General features: G+C 39.0%; 13 protein-coding genes and 1 other annotated feature. Of the genes, 3 read left to right on the top strand and 10 right to left on the bottom strand.

All coding sequences use genetic code 11. The features are described 5' to 3' along the window. Positions 1 to 258: 258 nt before the first annotated feature. The 4 genes from motS to RRV45_RS17165 all read right to left on the bottom strand — a co-directional run bounded on the left by motS (position 259) and on the right by RRV45_RS17165 (position 4,423). Positions 259 to 1,017, bottom strand: a complete 759-nt coding sequence (motS, locus tag RRV45_RS17180; RefSeq protein WP_315665904.1) for a flagellar motor protein MotS — start codon at positions 1,015 to 1,017, stop codon at positions 259 to 261. Next, positions 1,007 to 1,825, bottom strand: a complete 819-nt coding sequence (motP, locus tag RRV45_RS17175) for a flagellar motor protein MotP (protein WP_315665903.1) — start codon at positions 1,823 to 1,825, stop codon at positions 1,007 to 1,009. Before motP ends, motS begins: the two co-directional genes overlap by 11 nt. Before the next feature lie 68 nt (positions 1,826 to 1,893). Then, positions 1,894 to 2,892, bottom strand: a complete 999-nt coding sequence (ccpA, locus tag RRV45_RS17170; RefSeq protein WP_315665902.1) for a catabolite control protein A — start codon at positions 2,890 to 2,892, stop codon at positions 1,894 to 1,896. A gap of 457 nt (positions 2,893 to 3,349) precedes the next feature. Next, the gene (locus RRV45_RS17165; RefSeq protein WP_315665901.1) at positions 3,350 to 4,423 is read right to left on the bottom strand and encodes a bifunctional 3-deoxy-7-phosphoheptulonate synthase/chorismate mutase; all 1,074 of its coding nucleotides are present in this window, start codon (positions 4,421 to 4,423) and stop codon (positions 3,350 to 3,352) included. A 320-nt stretch (positions 4,424 to 4,743) separates the two neighbouring features. Between RRV45_RS17165 and RRV45_RS17160 the strand changes: the two genes are divergently transcribed. After that, a complete protein-coding gene (locus tag RRV45_RS17160) occupies positions 4,744 to 6,909 on the top strand; it encodes a cell division protein FtsA (protein ID WP_315665900.1) in 2,166 nt (721 codons plus the stop codon). Positions 6,910 to 7,007: 98 nt separating this feature from the next. Here the strand turns inward: RRV45_RS17160 and RRV45_RS17155 are convergent, their stop codons facing one another. The 3 genes from RRV45_RS17155 to RRV45_RS17145 all read right to left on the bottom strand — a co-directional run bounded on the left by RRV45_RS17155 (position 7,008) and on the right by RRV45_RS17145 (position 9,663). Next, complete coding sequence (locus RRV45_RS17155; RefSeq protein WP_315665899.1) at positions 7,008 to 8,177, bottom strand: acetoin utilization protein AcuC; 1,170 nt, start codon at positions 8,175 to 8,177, stop codon at positions 7,008 to 7,010. Next, positions 8,174 to 8,824, bottom strand: a complete 651-nt coding sequence (locus tag RRV45_RS17150) for an acetoin utilization AcuB family protein (protein WP_315665898.1) — start codon at positions 8,822 to 8,824, stop codon at positions 8,174 to 8,176. Before RRV45_RS17150 ends, RRV45_RS17155 begins: the two co-directional genes overlap by 4 nt. Positions 8,825 to 9,030: 206 nt before the next feature. Continuing rightward, positions 9,031 to 9,663 carry a GNAT family N-acetyltransferase gene (locus tag RRV45_RS17145; protein ID WP_315665897.1) on the bottom strand — a complete coding sequence of 211 codons (633 nt, stop codon included), beginning with the start codon at positions 9,661 to 9,663 and terminating at the stop codon, positions 9,031 to 9,033. A gap of 369 nt (positions 9,664 to 10,032) precedes the next feature. On the opposite strand from RRV45_RS17145, the gene acsA reads away from it, so the two are divergent. Then, entirely contained in the window at positions 10,033 to 11,751 is a 1,719-nt protein-coding gene (gene acsA, locus RRV45_RS17140) for an acetate--CoA ligase (protein WP_315665896.1), read from the top strand. A 66-nt stretch (positions 11,752 to 11,817) separates the two neighbouring features. Here the strand turns inward: acsA and RRV45_RS17135 are convergent, their stop codons facing one another. Beyond that, positions 11,818 to 14,706 (bottom strand): transglycosylase domain-containing protein, encoded by a 2,889-nt coding sequence (locus RRV45_RS17135; protein WP_315665895.1) that lies wholly within the window; start codon positions 14,704 to 14,706, stop codon positions 11,818 to 11,820. Positions 14,707 to 14,993: 287 nt separating this feature from the next. Next, positions 14,994 to 15,214, top strand: a binding site (T-box leader). A gap of 76 nt (positions 15,215 to 15,290) precedes the next feature. On the opposite strand from RRV45_RS17135, the gene tyrS reads away from it, so the two are divergent. Then, complete coding sequence (gene tyrS / locus RRV45_RS17130; protein WP_315665894.1) at positions 15,291 to 16,547, top strand: tyrosine--tRNA ligase; 1,257 nt, start codon at positions 15,291 to 15,293, stop codon at positions 16,545 to 16,547. 88 nt (positions 16,548 to 16,635) lie between these two features. Here tyrS and RRV45_RS17125 read toward each other — a convergent pair whose 3' ends face one another. Further along, on the bottom strand, positions 16,636 to 18,327 hold the full coding sequence (locus tag RRV45_RS17125; RefSeq protein WP_315665893.1) for a methyl-accepting chemotaxis protein: 1,692 nt from the start codon (positions 18,325 to 18,327) through the stop codon (positions 16,636 to 16,638). 68 nt (positions 18,328 to 18,395) lie between these two features. Next, entirely contained in the window at positions 18,396 to 19,067 is a 672-nt protein-coding gene (locus RRV45_RS17120) for an EAL domain-containing protein (RefSeq protein ID WP_315665892.1), read from the bottom strand. Positions 19,068 to 19,093: the final 26 nt, after the last annotated feature.

Raw genomic sequence — 19,093 nt, 5'->3', positions numbered from 1 at the left:
GTCATTATCTCCTTGTTTTTTATCAAATAAAGGATCCTGTGTCCTCTAAACTCTCATACGCTAGTATTTATGCAAATAAAGGATCCTGTGTCCTTTAATAAAGTCCACAGCCCTAAAAGTATGGGTCCTAAGCCCAATAAAAAAATGCACAGAGTATAACGGATCTCTGAGCATTTTTTATGTTTAAATTCTTTCTCATAGCCATTATTACTATTTGAATATGTTTTTCGGAAATGAACTCGTTACCGAAAGAGTTTTTTATTTCGTAACAAGCTCATCTTTACTATATTTCGGGTCGGAAATAACAATTTCCACACGGCGATTCTTTTGTCTGTTTTCTGGTGTATCATTAGACACGATTGGTCTTGTATCTGAATAACCTACCGCAATAAATCTGCTGCTATCTAACTGATGATTTTCTATGAGGTAGTTAATTACACTGCTCGCCCGCGCAGCAGATAGCTCCCAATTGGAGGGATACCGAAAACTGTTCATTGGACGGTCATCTGTATGACCTTCAACCTTGACCAAATTGGGCAGTTTAATTAATAATTCTCCAACCTTATCAAGGAACGGGTAAGCATTGCCAATAACGTCTGCTTGTCCAGGTGCGAAAAGAACCTTTTCTTGGAGAACAAGAACAACACCACGCTCTGTACGGTTAGCAAGAACGACATCATCCAGCCCATTTTTGTCTAAGAAACTCTGTACTTCAATTAATAAATTTTCTAAAGATTGATCAGCCACATCAGCATCTTTGTCTTTTTCCTTGTCATTCACTACTGGCATCGAAGTATCCAAGGCTGAAGGATTATCGAGTGGAACAACAGAAGGGTAGAAATCAAAAAATTGCTCCCTAAAGGATTCAGTTATAGCCTTAAATTTAATCATATCAATTTGCGACATGGAGAATAGTAAAATAAAAAATACTAGTATTAATGTAACCAAATCAGAAAATGTGACCATCCAGGCGGGCGCGCCTTTTCGAGCATTAGGCGGCCTTCTTTTAAGCCTCATCGTTTAGTGCCTCCCCAGAGGTTATTAACTCTGCAGCTTTTTGGCGCTCTTTAGAAGACAAGAAAGCACTGAGCTTTTCCTCAAGCAGCTTAGGGTTCTGACCGGCTTGTACACCTATAACGCCTTCAATAATTATTTGCTTTAGGAAAACCTCCTGATCAGTCTTTAATGCAAGTTTAGACGCAAGTGGTAAACATACTAGATTTGCGAACAATGTTCCATAAAGAGTTGTTAGGAGCGCAACAGCCATATTTGGACCTAAACTTGAAGGATCATTTAGGTTTTTTAACATCAAAACCAGACCAATCAGTGTCCCGATCATCCCCCAGGCGGGAGCGTACTCGCCGGCCTTCTCCAGAATATTTCTTCCTTTCCGATGCCTTTCTTCCATTGCTGTTATTTCTGCGCTCATAATATCATTAATCATATCAGGCTCAATTCCATCAACGGCCAGCAATACACCTTTGCGAATAAAAGGATCTTTAACTTTTTCTATTTCAACTTCCAATGCAAGCAGCCCTTCACGCCGTGCACGCTCTGATAGGGTGACAAATGTCTTGATCAGTTGATCTAAATTCTGCTCGTTTTGACTGAAGCCTTGTTTGATAACTGTGAAAATATGCTTCATATCCTTAACTGGAAAGTTAATTAGCAGCCCCGCGATGACTCCACCTAATACAATTAACAAGGAGGCTGGATCAATGAAAGAAAAAAAGCCCGTTATCCCTCCATTTGTCACAATTCCAAAAATGAGCATAACTACACCGACAACTAACCCAATTGGCGTTAATACGTCAAACTTTTTCATAAAGTCCCTCTCCCGATCCTCTCAAAATAATGAATAGCTTCCGCTTTTCTATTTTATCGGCAATTTCATTATTTTGTTGAGCTTCGTTCTTCGATGCGGTGTGGGAGTACAATGATATGATCTGTTACTTCTTCTTTATTCATATATTTTGTTAATAGTCTCATCGCTACGGCGCCAATATCATAGAGCGGCTGTACGATTGTCGTTAGCTGAGGACGAACCATTAATGACAATTTTGTGTTATCAGAGCTGATTACTTCAAAATCATCTGGAATGTTGAAGCCTCGATCTTCAGCGCCATGGACAAGGCCGAGCGCCATTTCATCTGAAGAAGAAAAAATCGCAGTTGGTTTTGTCCCAGCTTCAAGCAGCTTTTCAAATGCTTCAATTCCTGAATCATATGTGTAGTCACCTTCTGCTACTAAGTCCTCCTTAAATGGCAAACCTTTCTCTGCCAAAGCGCGTTTGTAGCCTTCAAGCTTTTTCACACTATTAATAGGATCATGAGAAGGCCCTAAAACAATGGCTACATCTTTATGACCTTTATTAATAAAGGTCATAATTACATCATAAGTTGCCTGCTCATAGTCAATATTAACGGAAGGAATTCTTTCTGTTTCTTCGATTGAACCCGCTAACACTATTGGCACAGGTGACTTTTCAAATTCCTGTACAAGCTCCTCGGTTATATTTCCACCCATAAATACAATTCCATCTACTTGCTTTCCAAGCATTGTATTAATTAAATGAAGTTCCTTATCTAAATTTTGATCTGAATTACTTAAAATAATATTATATTTATACATTGTGGCAATATCTTCAATCCCCCTCGCCAGCTCGGCAAAAAAGATATTTGAAATATCAGGAATTATAACCCCAACCGTTGTTGTTTTTTTACTTGCTAGTCCGCGCGCAACAGCGTTCGGCCGATAGCCTAGCCTTTCAATAACTTCTGATACTTTTTTTCTTGTTGCGGGCTTTACGTTAGGATTTCCGTTTACTACCCGGGAAACCGTTGCCATGGAAACGTTGGCCTCTCTTGCAACATCATAAATGGTTACATTCATCTATATCACTCCTTAAAAAATTGGCAAAGTTACTTATTAATTACTAGTTTACAACAAGCAATCATAACCTACTCACCACTATGTTTGTGAGTTGCTACACAATCATTAGTGAAACTACATTCAGTGGGGGTTCTTCTTCCCCACTGAATGTTAGTTGCGGCCCACAGGATGTGGGTCACATAGACGTTGCCACAGGACGTGGCTTTCTTAGTCTATGTTCCTATTATCGGGCCTTTACGGGCTGTTAGATCTCACACTTTAAAATTTTTTATTTCAATAATTTCTTGGGCTGGAATCTTACAGCCCGTTAATCTGCGATAATTATGTATCTTATCATACGACAGACTGAGGAATGCCGCAATGTCAAGTAGCTATTTTTTTACAGATGTTTAACAAACAACTGCAGAAGCTAGACGTAAAAAAGCCTTCTGACAATTAGCAGAAGGCTTTTCGGGTATTATACTCGAACAAAAGCAGAAGATTGCAGTTCTTTCATAAACTCATCAAACTGTTTTAAATCCATTTGCTGGGCGTTGTCAGATAAAGCCACAGCAGGATCTGGATGAACTTCAGCCATAATTCCATCCGCACCGATAGCTAATGCTGCTTTTGCTGTTGGAAGGAGTAAATCACGTCTTCCTGTTGAATGCGTAACATCAACTAATACAGGTAAATGTGTTTCCTGTTTTAGAATCGGTACGGCAGAAATATCAAGAGTATTGCGCGTAGCACGCTCATACGTACGAATTCCGCGTTCGCAAAGAATGATTTGTCCATTGCCCTGTGCCATAATGTATTCTGCGGCGTTAATAAATTCCTCAATGGTTGCAGAAATTCCACGTTTCAGCAATACAGGCTTATTGACAGCACCTGCAGCTTTTAAGAGCTCGAAATTCTGCATGTTTCGTGCACCGATTTGAATAACATCAATATAATTAACAGCAGTTTCAATATCATTAGGGCTAACAATTTCACTAATGACAGCTAAATCGAATTCATCTGCAACTCTTTTTAAGATTTTAAGACCTTCAAGTCCAAGTCCTTGGAAATCATATGGGGATGTTCTTGGTTTATACGCTCCCCCGCGAAGAAGCTTAAGTCCTTTAGACTTGACAGCATCAGCAACTGTTGCAACCTGTTCATACGATTCAACTGCACAAGGACCAAATACTAAATGCTGATTTCCATCACCAATTTTTGCTCCTTTTAAGTCAACAATCGTATTCTCAGGCTTTTTCTTTCTTGAAACAAGAAGTGCTTTACGATGATCATCCTCTTGGAGCTCTAATCCCGCCTTAAAAATCTCCTTGAACACATGTTCAATTGTTGAGTTTTCAAAAGGGCCGTCATTATGCTCTTTTATTAAGTTGAGCATATGTCGCTCACGGACAGGATCATAGCGGTAAACACCTTGTGTTTCTTTCGCCTTTCCAATTTCCTGAACCAATTTGGCTCTTTCATTAATTAATGAAAGAAGTTGTAAATTTAGTTCGTCTACACGGTCTCTCAACTGATTAAGTTCATTACTCATTTCCTGTCCCTTCCCTTCCTAAATCTGATTTAGAGTTCGATACGAATGGGGATGGATGATTTTTATTCATCCTCATGCGATTAATAATAACGGAATAAATAATATTTTCAAAATACTATTTTCTAATCCTTTGCATGTTTCTACTCATTCTTCTTTATCGCCTCGTTAATATGTGGTACATTTTTAATAATTAGAGTTATTATATATGAATTTTTCTGACATGTCACTAATTATTTCTTTAATAATTAAACGCTTTTATGTAATAAAGTACTAAAAATTCAATTGGTTAACTTTTTTAATACCAAAGAAGGTGTGTAAACTTGCTTGAACAAAAGAAGCTGTTTGCTTTAGATATAGGCACCCGTTCAGTAAATGGAATCATTTTAGATGAATCGGAAGGCAAATACCATGTTGTTGATATTTTAGTCAAAGAACATACAGAACGTGCCATGCTTGATGGTCAAATTCATGATGTATTAGCAGTGTCCAAAATTATTACCGAAATTAAAGAAGAACTTGAAATAAAGCATGGCCCCTTAAAAAAAGTCTGTGTCGCTGCCGCTGGCCGTGCTTTAAAGACAGAACGTGCCAAAGTAACCATCGATATTAACGGCAAGCCATTAATTCAAAAAGAGGATATCCTCCATTTAGAATTAAGTGCTGTTCAGCAGGCACAAGCATTTGTAGCTGAGAAACATCAATCAAACAAAACCTACTATTATTGTGTCGGTTATTCTGTTCTTTATTATCGGTTAGACGGGGAAGAAATCGGAAGTTTGATTGACCAGCAGGGGGAAGAAGCCTCTGTCGAAATTATTGCTACCTTTTTGCCTAAGGTTGTTGTTGAATCACTGCTATCGGCGCTTCATCGTGCTGGACTTGAAATGGAAGCTTTAACACTTGAGCCCATTGCGGCCATTAATGTTTTAATTCCCCCATCTATGCGCCGGTTAAATGTAGCATTAGTTGATATCGGGGCAGGGACCTCTGATATTGCGATTACAGATCTTGGAACAATCATTGCATATGGAATGGTTCCGTTAGCAGGGGATGAGATTACAGAAGCAATCAGTGACCAGCTCCTGTTGGATTTTCCTTTGGCAGAAAAGGCAAAAAGAGAGTTGCTTAGCCATGACTCAATCATGGTAACAGACATACTTGGATTCGAAACAGAGATCCAAAAGGATGAAATCATTGGAAGAATCTCACCTGCACTTGAGAAGCTGTCTGCATCAATATGCGAGGAAATACTAAGCTTAAACAACCAGCAGCCACCAAAAGCAGTGATGCTTGTAGGTGGTGGGAGCCAAACACCAGAGCTGCCAAAACGGGTGGCGGAGAAATTGAATCTTCCAGAAAACAGGGTAGCAATTAGAGGGATTGATGCGATTCAATCTTTGACTTTATCAGAGCATATAACAAAGGGACCTGAGCTCGTTACGCCAATAGGAATTGCAATAGCTGCGCATAAATCGCCTGTTCAATACAAAACAGTTTATGTGAATGATCAGCCCGTTCGATTATTCGAAGTAAAAAAATTGACTGTTGGCGACTGTCTTCTTGCTGCGGGGATAAAGATAAACAAATTATATGGAAAGCCTGGCTTAGCCATGATTGTAAATGTAAACGGACAAAATATCACAATTCCTGGCGGCCATGGAGAAGCTCCTTTAATTCTATGCAATGACAGTCCATGTTCACTAGAAAGTGACATACAGAACGGAGATCAGCTGATTGTTGAGAAAGGCAAGAATGGCCATAAGGCAGAGCTGCTTATAAAAGATCTTATCGATGAAATTCCAACGAAACAAATCAAAATAAATGAAAAGCATTATATTGTTACAGCTTCACTAATTTGCAACGGTACTGCTGTTTCACCAGAAAAGCTTGTAGAAGACCGTGATACGATCATATGCAAAATTCCTGAAACAATTGAAGATTTGCTCGTTTCTCTTAATTTACATGAACTTCTTGATGAAATTAGGCCTTTCCGAGTTAATTTAAATGAAAAAGAAACCTTTATTTTTCCTCTTTCAGGAAAAATATACCGCAACGGAATTGAAATTAAATCCTATCATAGTTTTGAAAATGGGGATCATATTGTTATTGAAAAAAAGGCGGCTATTTCTGTACATGAATTTGCCCAGCATAAACAAATCATGCTGTCACAAAACATTCCCGTCTCCTTTAATGACAAGAAAATTAACCTTAGAAAACCTGTCTCCATTGTAAAAAGGCGAGGAGTATCCTTACTGGAGGATGATTTAATCCAGGATGGGGACCATTTAATGATTGAACAAGGAAGATTGGAGCCATTCATTTTTCAAGATCTATTCGGGCATGTGGATATTGAAATACCCTCTGATTCAAATGGAAGCTTTGTCTTACTTGTAAATGGGAATCAAGCCACCTTTCACAGCACGATAGAACCAGGAGATGATTTAAAAATTATTTGGCCAGTTAAAACAACAGCCCAAAATAATTAAAAACATAAAAAGAAACAGTTCATATGCAAATTGGACTGTTTCTTTTTATTGCTTTATAAGTTTTTATAGCTTTTGTGTCCTTTCATGATTAAGCCTCTTTAGCTTGTCTTTTTACTTTGATTTCTTATAGGGTATAAGGCCTTTTCAAGTGTTTGTTTATTTTTTTCTGTAATTTCTGTTTTCCTTGGAATAGGCTTGTACATGTCAGCGGGGTCATCCCAATGTATTGGAAGCGGAACGGGTGAAGCATCCTTCCATTTATTCATCCATTCCATTGGCAGTTCTCCAGTGGCAATGTGATTATTCGTCATTTCCAACCAAATTAATGCCCATGCACGCGGAACAACCCGCCATATATCGTAACCGCCTCCACCTACAGCAATCCATCTGCCATCACAATATTCATGGGCTATTTCATGAGCCAGCTTCGGAATTTCACGATAAATCTTGATGGTTGATGATAGATGTGTGAGCGGGTCTAAATAATGAGAATCAGCACCGTTTTGTGTTAAGATTACATCCGGTTTAAAAAACTCAGCAATTTCTCTAATGGAAGTACGATAAATGTCTAGCCAGGAATCATCCTCAGTAAATGCATCTACAGGTATGTTAAAGGAATAGCCATATCCCTTACCCTGACCCCGTTCATTGACATTTCCTGTTCCGGGAAATAAGTATCGGCCAGTTTCATGGATAGAAAGTGTGCATACGTTAGGATCATCATAAAATGACCATTGCACACCGTCACCATGATGGGCATCCGTATCTACATATAGAACCCGGGCTTTGTATTTTTCCTGAATGTATTTGATGGCAACCGAGCTATCATTATAAATACAAAAGCCTGAAGCTTTTCCCCTAAAGCCATGGTGGAGACCTCCCCCAAGGTGAAGGGCATGCTTAGCATGGCCGGCCATCACATGATCAACAGCTGTTAAAGTGCCTCCAACTAGCAGGGAGCTTGCCTCATGCATTTTGGGGAATACGGGAGTGTCCTCTGTTCCAAGTCCGTAATTCTCACCTATTTCTTGTGAAAGCTGGCCGCTGCCTGCCAATTTGACTGCGTTCACATAATTGGGATCATGTATAAGCTCCAGCTCATCATCCGTTGCTCTTCTCGGAGAAATGATCTGATGTTTTTCAATAGCATTTAATTGCATAAGTAAATCGAGTGTAAGTTTGATCCTTAATTGATTAAAAGGATGGTTCTCACTGAATTTATAGTCCAGCAGGTCCTCTGAAAAAACGAAAACAGAATCTTGAGTCATGATGACTGCCCCGGATCATTAGGCCACAATACTTGATGACCAGCATCTTGTAAATCTTTAATGATGGATAGAGGATTCATCATTTGGACTCGTAGAACGATAATTTTATATTTTTCATCCTTCTTATCGGGATATACTAACACACTCTGAATATTTGCTTTACGATTTCGAATGACAGTCGTTATTTCATAAAGCATTCCAGCTTTATTTGGTACTTTTACCTCTATTTGCGAGCCTGGCTGATGGGCACCTGTTAATTCAACCAATGTCCTTAGTAAATCTGTTTCTGTGACAATTCCAACAAGCTTATCTTCCTTTAAAATTGGAAGACAGCCAATTCGGTGCTCGTAAAGAATCCCAGATACTTCCTCAACAAAATCGAGGGGATGTCCAGTGATAATATCCGTTTTCATGATCATTTTTAAAGGATTTTGTAAAAGTTCTTTAAATTTTTCGGTTTCAAAAAGAATGGAAGGAGTGGCATCACGTATATCTCGATCCGTTACTAATCCAATTAAGTACTGATTTTCATCAATTATAGGCAGGTGGCGAATTTTCTTCTCGTCCATTAGTTTGATAGCTTTTGCTATGCTATCATCCTTCGACAATGCCACAACTTCCGTCCGCATAATTTCCTCGACAATCATTTCTATATCCCCCATTTTCTATGTCTAGCTCCGAGTGCCATCGGCTCGAGGTCATAAGCCAAACAGTCAAGAAGGTAAAGTGCAACCTTCTTGTCTGCTCGTCTTATGCTTGAGGCCGGAAGGATGCGGGTCATGCAGACGTTGCCACAGGACGTGGCGTTCTTAGTCTGCGTTCCCTTTTTAAGCAGGCACTCTCCGCTTTTCTATTAATACATAAAACGATTCATAAACCGGAGGCGGTCAAATTTCTGAACAGAGTCAAGGTCGACCCTTTTGCCGATTTTTGCCATTAAACAGTTAGCTGGATGAGAACTGATTTCTGGGTCATCTGTTGCATACCATTCCAGTCCGCCTGCATTCATCATTTTCTCCATGACCTTTCGATACTCCCATACATTTAACCCTGTGCCTTTTAAATCCCAATGCCAATAATATTCAGTTGTAATAATAATATAATCTTCCATTGCATCGTCCATCATGGACACCTTTAAAAGGCTTTTACCGGTACCAGTCCCTCTAAACTCAGGGATTACTTCGATAGCGCCAAGTTCGATTAAATTTTCCATTTTCCCTTCTGACCATCGTTCGAGCGGATCAGGGTATACGTATGTAACATATCCGACAATTGTATCTCTGTACCTGGCAATAATAATTCTTCCTTCTGGAAGCCCCGCTATTTCAATAAGCGCCTTTTTTTGCTGCTCGGGTGGCCGAAAAGCTACTAAGTCCTTATGAAACTCTAAGTCTGCTAATTTCTCAGGGGAAATAGGTCCTTCAATAATTAAACTGCCTTTCGGAGTTTTTAATTCTTTAGCATTATATGTTTTTCGATGTTCCATTTGTTCACCGCCTATTGACATTCATTATTAATTCTATTATACATAAAATTAGTTATTTTTAAGCGACTTGATTTTATTTTCTGTATTATTCGAAAACAATTTGTGAAAGATTTGTTCACGATGAACAGAAACTACTATATGAATAAAATATCAATTTGCATTACTAGTAACTTCTACTCATTCTCGCTTCCTTATGTTTATAACGGTATGAAAATTATCTAGTTGAATATTTTAAAAATTGAGAAAAGATAATGCTTATACTATAATAATAACAAACTTATCAAAGCATTCGCTCTCTTATGTACAATGCAGTTGTTTTTGGATTGATTAAAGAGCCGGGCTGGAATTATTAAAGGGGGATATTGGTATATGAAAGTGGAAGCCATACCAGCAACACAAGGGAATTATAATTTACAAAATTACGAAGAAACGTACAATCAGTTTGATTGGGCAGAAGGTGAGAAAGTATTCTCCTGGCATGAAACTGGCCGGATCAATATGGCTTATGAGGCTATCGACCGCCATGCAGAATCCTTCCGAAAAAATAAAATTGCTCTGTATTTCCGTGAAGGCTTAAGAAATGAAAAATATACATTTAAGGAAATGAAGGAGCTTTCTAATAAAGCAGGTAATGTATTAAAAACATACGGTGATGTTGAAAAAGGAGATCGAGTGTTCATCTTTATGCCGCGTTCACCTGAGCTTTATTTTGCAGCATTGGGTACGATTAAACTTGGTGCGATTGTCGGTCCGCTTTTCGAAGCGTTTATGGAAGGAGCCGTTCGAGACCGTTTAGAGGATAGTGAAGCGAAAGTTCTTATTACAACACCTGAATTACTAAAACGTGTTCCTGTCGATGAGCTTCCAGCTCTAAAAACTATTTTTCTAGTAGGAGAAGGAATTGAAGAAGAAGGGCCTTATATTGATTTTAATAAAAAATTAGCAGAAGCTAGCAATAAACTTTCTATTGAATGGGTAGAACGGACAGATGGAATGATCCTGCACTATACTTCCGGTTCTACTGGTAAGCCGAAAGGTGTTTTACATGTCCATAATGCCATGATTCAGCAATACCATACGGCAAGATGGGTTCTTGATATGAAGGAAGAAGATGTCTTCTGGTGTACGGCAGATCCAGGCTGGGTCACTGGAACTTCCTACGGAATGTTTGGACCTTGGCTAACAGGAACATCTAATTTAATTGTTGGTGGAAGATTTAACCCGGAATCCTGGTATAAGATGATTGAAGAGTATGGGGTGTCCATCTGGTACAGTGCACCTACAGCATTTAGGATGCTGATGGGAGCTGGAGACGAGGTTGTTAAGAAGTTTGATTTAAGCAGTCTGCGCCATATTGTTAGTGTTGGAGAGCCTTTAAACCCTGAAGTAGTAAAGTGGGGAATGAAGGTATTCCATTTAAGAATCCATGATACGTGGTGGATGACTGAAACAGGAGCTTTATTAATCTGCAACTATCCTTGCATGGAAATTAAACCTGGATCAATGGGTAAGCCTGTACCAGGGGTTGTAGCTGCCATTGTTGATGATCAAGGAAATGAACTGCCTCCATACCGCATGGGCAACCTTGCAATTAAAAAGGGCTGGCCAGCCATGATGCATGCGATTTGGAATAATAAAGAGAAATATGAATCTTATTTCATGCCTGGTGACTGGTATGTCTCGGGTGATTCAGCATATATGGATGAAGATGGCTACTTATGGTTCCAAGGCCGTGTGGATGATGTTATTATGACATCTGGTGAAAGGGTAGGGCCATTTGAAGTGGAGAGCAAGCTATTAGAGCATCCAGCTGTAGCAGAAGCTGGTGTCATAGGGAAGCCGGATCCTGTTCGCGGTGAAATTATTAAGGCCTTCATTGCGTTGCTGGATGGATATGAAGCATCTGATGAGCTAGTTGAAGATATTCGTCAATTTGTGAAAAAAGGACTTGCTGCTCATGCTGCTCCACGCGAAATAGAATTTCGAGATAAACTTCCGAAAACAAGAAGCGGAAAAATTATGCGCCGTGTCTTAAAGGCTTGGGAGCTAAACTTACCTACTGGTGACCTTTCCACTCTGGAAGACTAATCATAGTGCGAAATCAAAATAGAAGAACCGTGCCATTTTTGCGCACGGTTCTTTTTCTATAAAAATCTATATTTCCTCTGTTGGCGGTGCTTCAGGATTACCTCCATTTCCATCGCCATTACTGTTACCGTCACCAGGAGGATCCTTAGGATTTTCCTCTTTAGGAGGCTGGGCTGGATTTTCGGTATTAGTCGGTGTTTCAGCAGGCTGCCCAATTTGAATGATATTGGATGGAGCAGATTCTTTTCCTGCAATATCAACAGCAGTTACATAGAACTCTCCATTCTGTGCTTGAAAAGAAAGCGAATCACCAGCGGAGATGCTGCCAACCTTTTTCACACTTTCTCCTGATTTTTGATAAATCCTATAGCCAATTACATCATTTTCAGCATGTGTACCCCAAACGATGGTCGAGTTTGATTGACTAATTGACGGTGCACCAGGAGCCTTTCCGTTTTCCTCTAATTTAGAATCAGCTACTAAAAGGCCTTGCCATTTATCTTTATTCGGTATTAATTGTGATACATCTTTGATAGAAATACCATACTTATCTTCAAAAATTTTAGGGCTAATTGCTACACCTGAATGGATAAATTCTTCTGGTGTGTTATCCAAAGCCTGATATCTTTTATTTCCGATAAGGACATACTTTCCATCTGCAAAACTATCGTCAGCCTGTGTAGGAAGAAACTTCGCATTATACCAGTCTGTTGTAACGAGCCCTGCTTTAGAACAGGCATCTGAAGGGAGAAGACCTGATGCAGCGCAATAGGATCTTCGAACAATTCCGCCAGGCATTTGGAATTGCTGATTCGTTGCCACTAGCTCAGGAGCTGCATCATAGGCAGCATTAATAAGATCAGCCCATAAATATACGTTACGGGGACCGTGATGGACTCCTTTATATCTAAGCTCTAATGATTTTGGAGTGTCATATCCATTCCAGACACCGAAGCTAATTTTTGGATTAATAGCTACAAACCAGGAATCTTTTAAATCCTGACCTGTACCAGTTTTACCAGCCCAGTCTGAACTAAACTTTAACCGGCCTTTTAAAGAACCTGCTGTCCCTTGATTGATCACATCTCTCATCATATCAATGGTCAAATAAGCAGTTTGCGGGCTGAAAACTTCAACCGGCTTTACTTCATGCTGATAAATAATTTTTCCAGACTTATCTATGATTTTTTCAATCATGTAAGCATCCACAAAGTTTCCGCTATTTGCAAAGGTGCCAAAGGCATTTACATTCTCTTCAACGGTTACCCCATTTGTAATTCCGCCAAGAGCTAGCGAGTTGGTTGTATAGTCATTTTCGATAACAGAAGTAAAGCCCATTTTCTCTAGGTATTGAGCTGGCCGCTTATCAATAATAGTCCGATACGTCAACATGGCAGGAACATTATAAGACATCGCTAGAGCATAGCGCGCAGAGACCAGTCCACTGTATCTTTTATCATAGTTATTTGGGTACGGTACATTTGGGCGATGAGGGTCCAGAAACACCTCTACATCGGGAATAACAGATCCCGGCGCGACCTCTCCCAGCTCCAATGCGGGTGCGTATACTACGAGAGGCTTCATTGTTGATCCGTTCGATCTTAAAGTATCTGTTGCATGGTTTACCTGTTTAAGGTTATGGTCTCTTCCGCCAACAAAGGATAGGATTTTGCCAGTGCTGTTTTCAATGAGAATGGCACCTACCTGAACAGGCTCTACTATTTCTTTCTTTTCCTTCGTTTCAGGGTCTTCGATTATTTCAATTTTATCGCTTCCATAAAGGGCAAAATTATCTTTTGCTACTTGCATCGCATCGTAAATACCCTTATGAATAGTTGTATGAATCTGATAACCGTTTTGACGAAGATTTCGATCGGCTAATATTTTATATTCATTTTCCAGCTCTTTATCATTCTTCAAGTCTTCCTCAGTATAGCCATCTTCTTTGGCGAGGATGCCGGCCAAAATCTCTTTAGCCCGCTTCTCTATCTCAAATGTTAAATACGGATACTTCTCTACAGTACTTTCAACACGAGGTATAAAATCCTTAGTAATATCATAGGCTAATGCATCTTCATATTGCTTCTGTGTCAGCCTTCCGTCATCATACATTCTGTTTAAAACCGTTTTCATCCTTGTAAGACCTGGCTCAATGCCCTCAGGCTTCTTCAATTCCCCGCCCTGTGTATAGGGGGTATAGCCAAATGGGCTTTGAGGAAGTCCTGCAATAAAAGCGGCCTGGGGTATATTTAAATCCTTTGCATTCACTCCAAAAACCCCTTTAGCTGCTGCTTGAACACCAGCGATGTTTCTGCCAGATGAATTTCTGCCAAAGGTGGAGACATTTAAATAGGCTTCCAAAATCTCTTTTTTATCAAAAAACTTTTCTAAGCGAAGGGCAAGTAAAATTTCTTTCGCTTTCCTTTCAAAAGATACTTCATTTGTTAACAGCTGATTTTTTATTAATTGCTGTGTAAGTGTACTTCCCCCTGTTTGAACTGCGGAATTCGTTACTTCTTGAAAGAGAGCACGCATAATTGCCTTAGGAACAACTCCATCATGCTCATAAAAATATTCATCCTCTGTCGCAATCACTGCATCTATTAAATACTGGGATACATTCTCAAGCTTGACCTCTTCCCTGTCCAAATCTGTTCGAAGCTTTCCAAGGTAAACATTGTCTGTAAAATACAAATCGGATGTTTCTTCATAGTTATAAATATCCTTCTTCATCTTTTCATAAGGACGAATTTTCTCATTCTTAACGAGTGAAGCAAAATATCCTGCTCCGACACCACCAGCAAAGGAGCCTACAATGACAATGATAATAATAAATAATAAAATAAGATTCCAAGCAACTTGAAAGGAGATACTGGCACCTTTTGCCGCTTTTTTATTAGTTAGCAAGCCTAACCACGACTTCCATTTATCTTTTATATTTTGATTTTCTTTCATTCGTATCAATCCCCCTAAAATCACATACATTATAGCATAAACAGGCTATCCATTAGTCATTGGTTCGCTATTTTTCTAAATTTCCCTTTTTTCTTTTGTCCGAACATTTGACATTTCTAAACTCATATGATAAAAATGCTATTATATTAATAGAAAAGCGGAAGCGCCTTGCCCACCCCCGACAAGCATAAGACGGGCCGACGGGAAGGTTGTAGTTTAACCTTCTTGGCGGACTGGCTTATGACCTCGAGGGGGTAGGCGCTGGAGCTAGACATTAAAATAAATTAGCTATTGCTTTGATGGGAATAAGTAGTGCTTCTATCTCTGTTTCAGAAAGCCGGCGGCTGCTGTGAGCCGGTACACATAGAAGGATGAATTACCTCCCTGAGCATTCACTGTCAACCTGAGCTATCAGTTATAGCAGTGAACGGGAGGTCCGTTATCAGAAATGAGTGGAGGATAATTGTCCTCAATTTGGGTGGTACCGCGCAATTAAAGCGTCCCTGCAGTTTATGCAGGGGCGTTTTTTGTTTTTTTTTGAAAGTGGATAAAAGACGGGTTAACAAATAAGGAGGAAGCAAACAATGAGCTTACTAGAGGATTTACAGTGGAGAGGGATTATTTACCAGCAAACAGATGAAGAAGGAATGAAGGACACTTTAAATAAGGAGAAAATCTCTTTATATTGCGGGATGGATCCAACAGGTGACAGTATGCATATCGGGCATTTGCTGCCGTTTCTGACATTAAGAAGATTTCAAAATCATGGACATCGTCCGATTGTACTTGTCGGGGGAGCAACAGGCTTAATTGGTGATCCGAAAATGACTGAAGAAAGAACACTGCAAACAGTTGAAACCGTGCAGCACAACGTAGACTGTCTAACAAAACAATTAAAAATGATCTTTGATTTCGAAGGAGAAAACGGAGCGATCATGGTAAATAACTATGATTGGACTGCGCCGATGAATATTATCACCTTCCTAAGAGATTATGGGAAGCATGTAGGAATCAATTATATGCTTGCAAAAGATACGATTGCGTCACGACTTGAAACAGGGATTTCTTTTACAGAATTTACTTACACAATCCTGCAAGGAATGGATTTCAAACATTTATATGAGAATTATCAATGTAAGCTCCAAATTGGCGGAAGTGACCAATGGGGCAACATTACTACAGGTCTTGAACTGATCCGAAAAATGACAGGAGAAGGCTCGAAAGCATATGGGATGACAATTCCTCTTGTGACAAAGGCTGATGGAACTAAATTTGGCAAAACGGAAAGTGGCGCTGTGTGGCTAGATCCGGAAAAAACCTCACCATATGAGTTCTACCAATTCTGGATTAATGCTGCTGATGCGGATGTTGTTAAATACTTGAAATACTTTACTTTCCTTTCAAAAGAAGAAATTGAAGCACTAGAACAATCTGTTCAAGAAGAGGCGCATCTTCGTAAAGCACAAAAGGCCTTAGCTGAGGAAATGACACGTCTTATTCATGGGGAAGAAGCTTTAAGTCAGGCAATTAGAATTTCAGAGGCGTTATTCAGTGGAGATGTAAGCAATCTTTCTGGAACAGAAATTAAACAAGGATTTAAGGATGTCCCATCTTACGAGCATTCTTCTGGCGAGGAAATCGGCCTTGTTGATTTACTTGTGGATGCAAAAATCTCGCCATCTAAGCGCCAGGCCCGCGAAGATATTGCAAACGGAGCCGTTTCAATTAATGGTGAAAAAGTGACAGCAACAGACTATGTCCTGACGGTTAAAGACCGAATTGAGAATGAATTTACCATCATTCGCCGCGGGAAGAAGAAATATTTCTTAATTAAATACTAATTCATTAAGTCATCAGCAATAAAGATTTAATAAAAGCCCTAGAAATTACAAAAGCATAATTTCTAGGGCTTATTAAATTCTGTATATTTTATAACTTAAATTTCATAACTAAACCGTTTAGCTTTTCAGCTTGTTTTGCAAGTTCTTCTGAACTGCTGGCAACTTCATCCATTGAGCTGCTGATTTGCTGGGATGAAGCAGAGGTTTGTTCGACCCCAGCAGCTGACTCTTCAGAAATGGCTGCAATTTCGGAAATTGATCCGCTCATGATTTCACTATTCGAAGTGATGGCAGCTAGATTTTCATTAACAGTTTGAATATTTTTCGACATGTTATTTATAGCTGCACTAATGCCTTCGAAGGTCTCACTAGTGGTTTTAATTTGGCTAGTTCCTTGGACAACTTCTTCATATCCTGTTTGTAAAGATGTAGTTACTGTATTTGATTCATCCTGAATGCCTGTTACGATGTTTGTAATATCAGAAACAGATGCAGAAACCTGTTCTGCGAGCTTTTTTACTTCATTAGCTACGACTGCAAAACCTTTGCCATGTTCTCCAGCTCTTGCTGATTCAATAGCAGCATTTAAAGCTAATAAATTTGTTTGGTCGGCTATATCCTTTATGACAGAAATCAATTTAGAAATTTCTTGTGAACTGGTATTAAGGCCGTACACTTTTTGCATTGCATCCTGCATAATTTGATCAATCTTTGTCATTTGATTGAAGGAAGACTCCATTAGCTGGCTCCCTTCGCCAGTCATTAATAATACCTCATTGGACGCTTGTAGAATAAGATCCCCATTTGCATCCGCTTCTTGAACTGTGGCTGAAAACGAGCCCATGATGGAGGATAAATTACTTGCGTTGGCAGCTTGTGACTCTGTGCCAGTTGCCAATTCCTGCATGGTAGTCGCAATTTGTTGGGATCCAGCGTTTACTTCATTTGCTGATTGCGTTAACTCTTCACTCTGACCCGCAATAGATTCAGAGACTAGGTTAATTTCACTTAATAATTGGCGAACATTATTATTCATTTCATTTGTAGAAGCTACTAGCTGGCCAACTTCGTCTTTTGAATGATTTATTAACGGTTCAAGGCTTAAATCACCGCTAGCAATGAGATTCATTCTTTCCATAACCTTTTTTATTGGGGCTGTAATCACATTGGAGGTTATTAGTGCTACTGTAATACTTACAACTACAGCCAAAAGAATGACAACCGTTATGTAAAGGACTGTTTTTTCTCCGCTAGCTATAATTTCTTTCCCTTTTCTATTAATAGAATCTTGACTATCACTCGCTAATTTTTCATATCCAGCCATAAGCTCACGAACGGTTGAATCTGATTTCGCTAGATTTTGCCTTGCGATGTCGATATTTCCTTTTTCGTATTCTTCAAATACTTCCTTTGATACATACTGTCTCCATTCGACAGTACGGTTAATAAGTTCATCAAATTCCTGAGATGCACCGATCTTTCTAACTACCTGTTCATAATGCTTTCCTTTCTCAGTATACTCGTTAAAGCGTTCTTTGTAGTCACCGCCATATAGTACATAGCCTCGTGCAGTTGATATTCTATTTGCCAAAGTACTAGACATTTGCTCGTTTGCAATTAATAATTGGACCTCGTGGTCAACGATGATTTCTGTGTCTCTATTCGTTGTTTTGATTTCATAAAAACTAAATCCTCCTAATACTAACACGAGAAAAATCACTAATGAAAATCCAAACAATATTTTCGTTCTAATACTTTTGAAGCTTAATAAATTCTTCAATTCTTTTCCCCAACTTTCAATATATTCATCTTTTTTAGACATAACTATATAAGGCTAAATTGTCATTACTATAGCCGTTTCGGTTTTGATATATAGTAGCCCTGAAGTATAGGTACACCCAATTGTTTTGCCGCTAATAGGTCATTTTTTGTTTCAATGCCTTCTAGCACTAATTTTATTTCTTTGTTTGTGAATTCTAAAAAGAGAGAGACTAGTGCCTGTTTTTCGATTGATACTGATAGGCCTTTTGATTTCGTGTGATCCAGCTTTACAAAATCAGGTGAAATAATTTCTATCATTTTAAAAGAGTCTTTTGTAACCGGTAAATCGTCAAATGCAATTTGGAAGCCATTCGATTTTAAAAACAACAGACGGCTCATAAAAATTTGTTGTGCCCATATATTTTTTTGGATAGCTTCCTCGTTTATTTCAAAAACGATCTGCCCTCTAATAGTAGGAAATAGATGGAGCAGTTTATTTATGAAACTTTCAAAATCGTGATGGACGATTGTTGTGGGCAAAATATTTATAAACAATAAATGAGATTTTAAATAAAAGCTAGGGTATTGAATGACTGCATTCTTAATGCAATACGTGTCTAGCTCAAATAAAATCCCATTATCTCTAGCCTTTTCAAGCACAATTAGAGGATTCATTCGTGGTGTAGTTCTCATTAAAGCTTCATGTGCAAAAATAGTATCATTGCTGCTATTCAAAAGCGGCTGATATTCACTGTACAATAATTTTTCTTGCGTTATTGTTGTAA

Source organism: Bacillus sp. DTU_2020_1000418_1_SI_GHA_SEK_038, assembly GCF_032341175.1.
GTDB lineage: Bacteria > Bacillota > Bacilli > Bacillales > Cytobacillaceae > Cytobacillus.
This window is presented reverse-complemented; position numbering and strand designations above follow the sequence as displayed.

Bases quoted from the DNA above. Each gene is read 5' to 3' on its own strand.
- motS (WP_315665904.1), bottom strand. From the start codon at position 1,017: ATGAGGCTTAAAAGAAGGCCGCCTAATGCTCGAAAAGGCGCGCCCGCC.
- motP (WP_315665903.1), bottom strand. From the start codon at position 1,825: ATGAAAAAGTTTGACGTATTAACGCCAATTGGGTTAGTTGTCGGTGTA.
- ccpA (WP_315665902.1), bottom strand. From the start codon at position 2,892: ATGAATGTAACCATTTATGATGTTGCAAGAGAGGCCAACGTTTCCATG.
- RRV45_RS17165 (WP_315665901.1), bottom strand. From the start codon at position 4,423: ATGAGTAATGAACTTAATCAGTTGAGAGACCGTGTAGACGAACTAAAT.
- RRV45_RS17155 (WP_315665899.1), bottom strand. From the start codon at position 8,177: ATGACTCAAGATTCTGTTTTCGTTTTTTCAGAGGACCTGCTGGACTAT.
- RRV45_RS17150 (WP_315665898.1), bottom strand. From the start codon at position 8,824: ATGATTGTCGAGGAAATTATGCGGACGGAAGTTGTGGCATTGTCGAAG.
- RRV45_RS17145 (WP_315665897.1), bottom strand. From the start codon at position 9,663: ATGGAACATCGAAAAACATATAATGCTAAAGAATTAAAAACTCCGAAA.
- acsA (WP_315665896.1), top strand. From the start codon at position 10,033: ATGAAAGTGGAAGCCATACCAGCAACACAAGGGAATTATAATTTACAA.
- RRV45_RS17135 (WP_315665895.1), bottom strand. From the start codon at position 14,706: ATGAAAGAAAATCAAAATATAAAAGATAAATGGAAGTCGTGGTTAGGC.
- tyrS (WP_315665894.1), top strand. From the start codon at position 15,291: ATGAGCTTACTAGAGGATTTACAGTGGAGAGGGATTATTTACCAGCAA.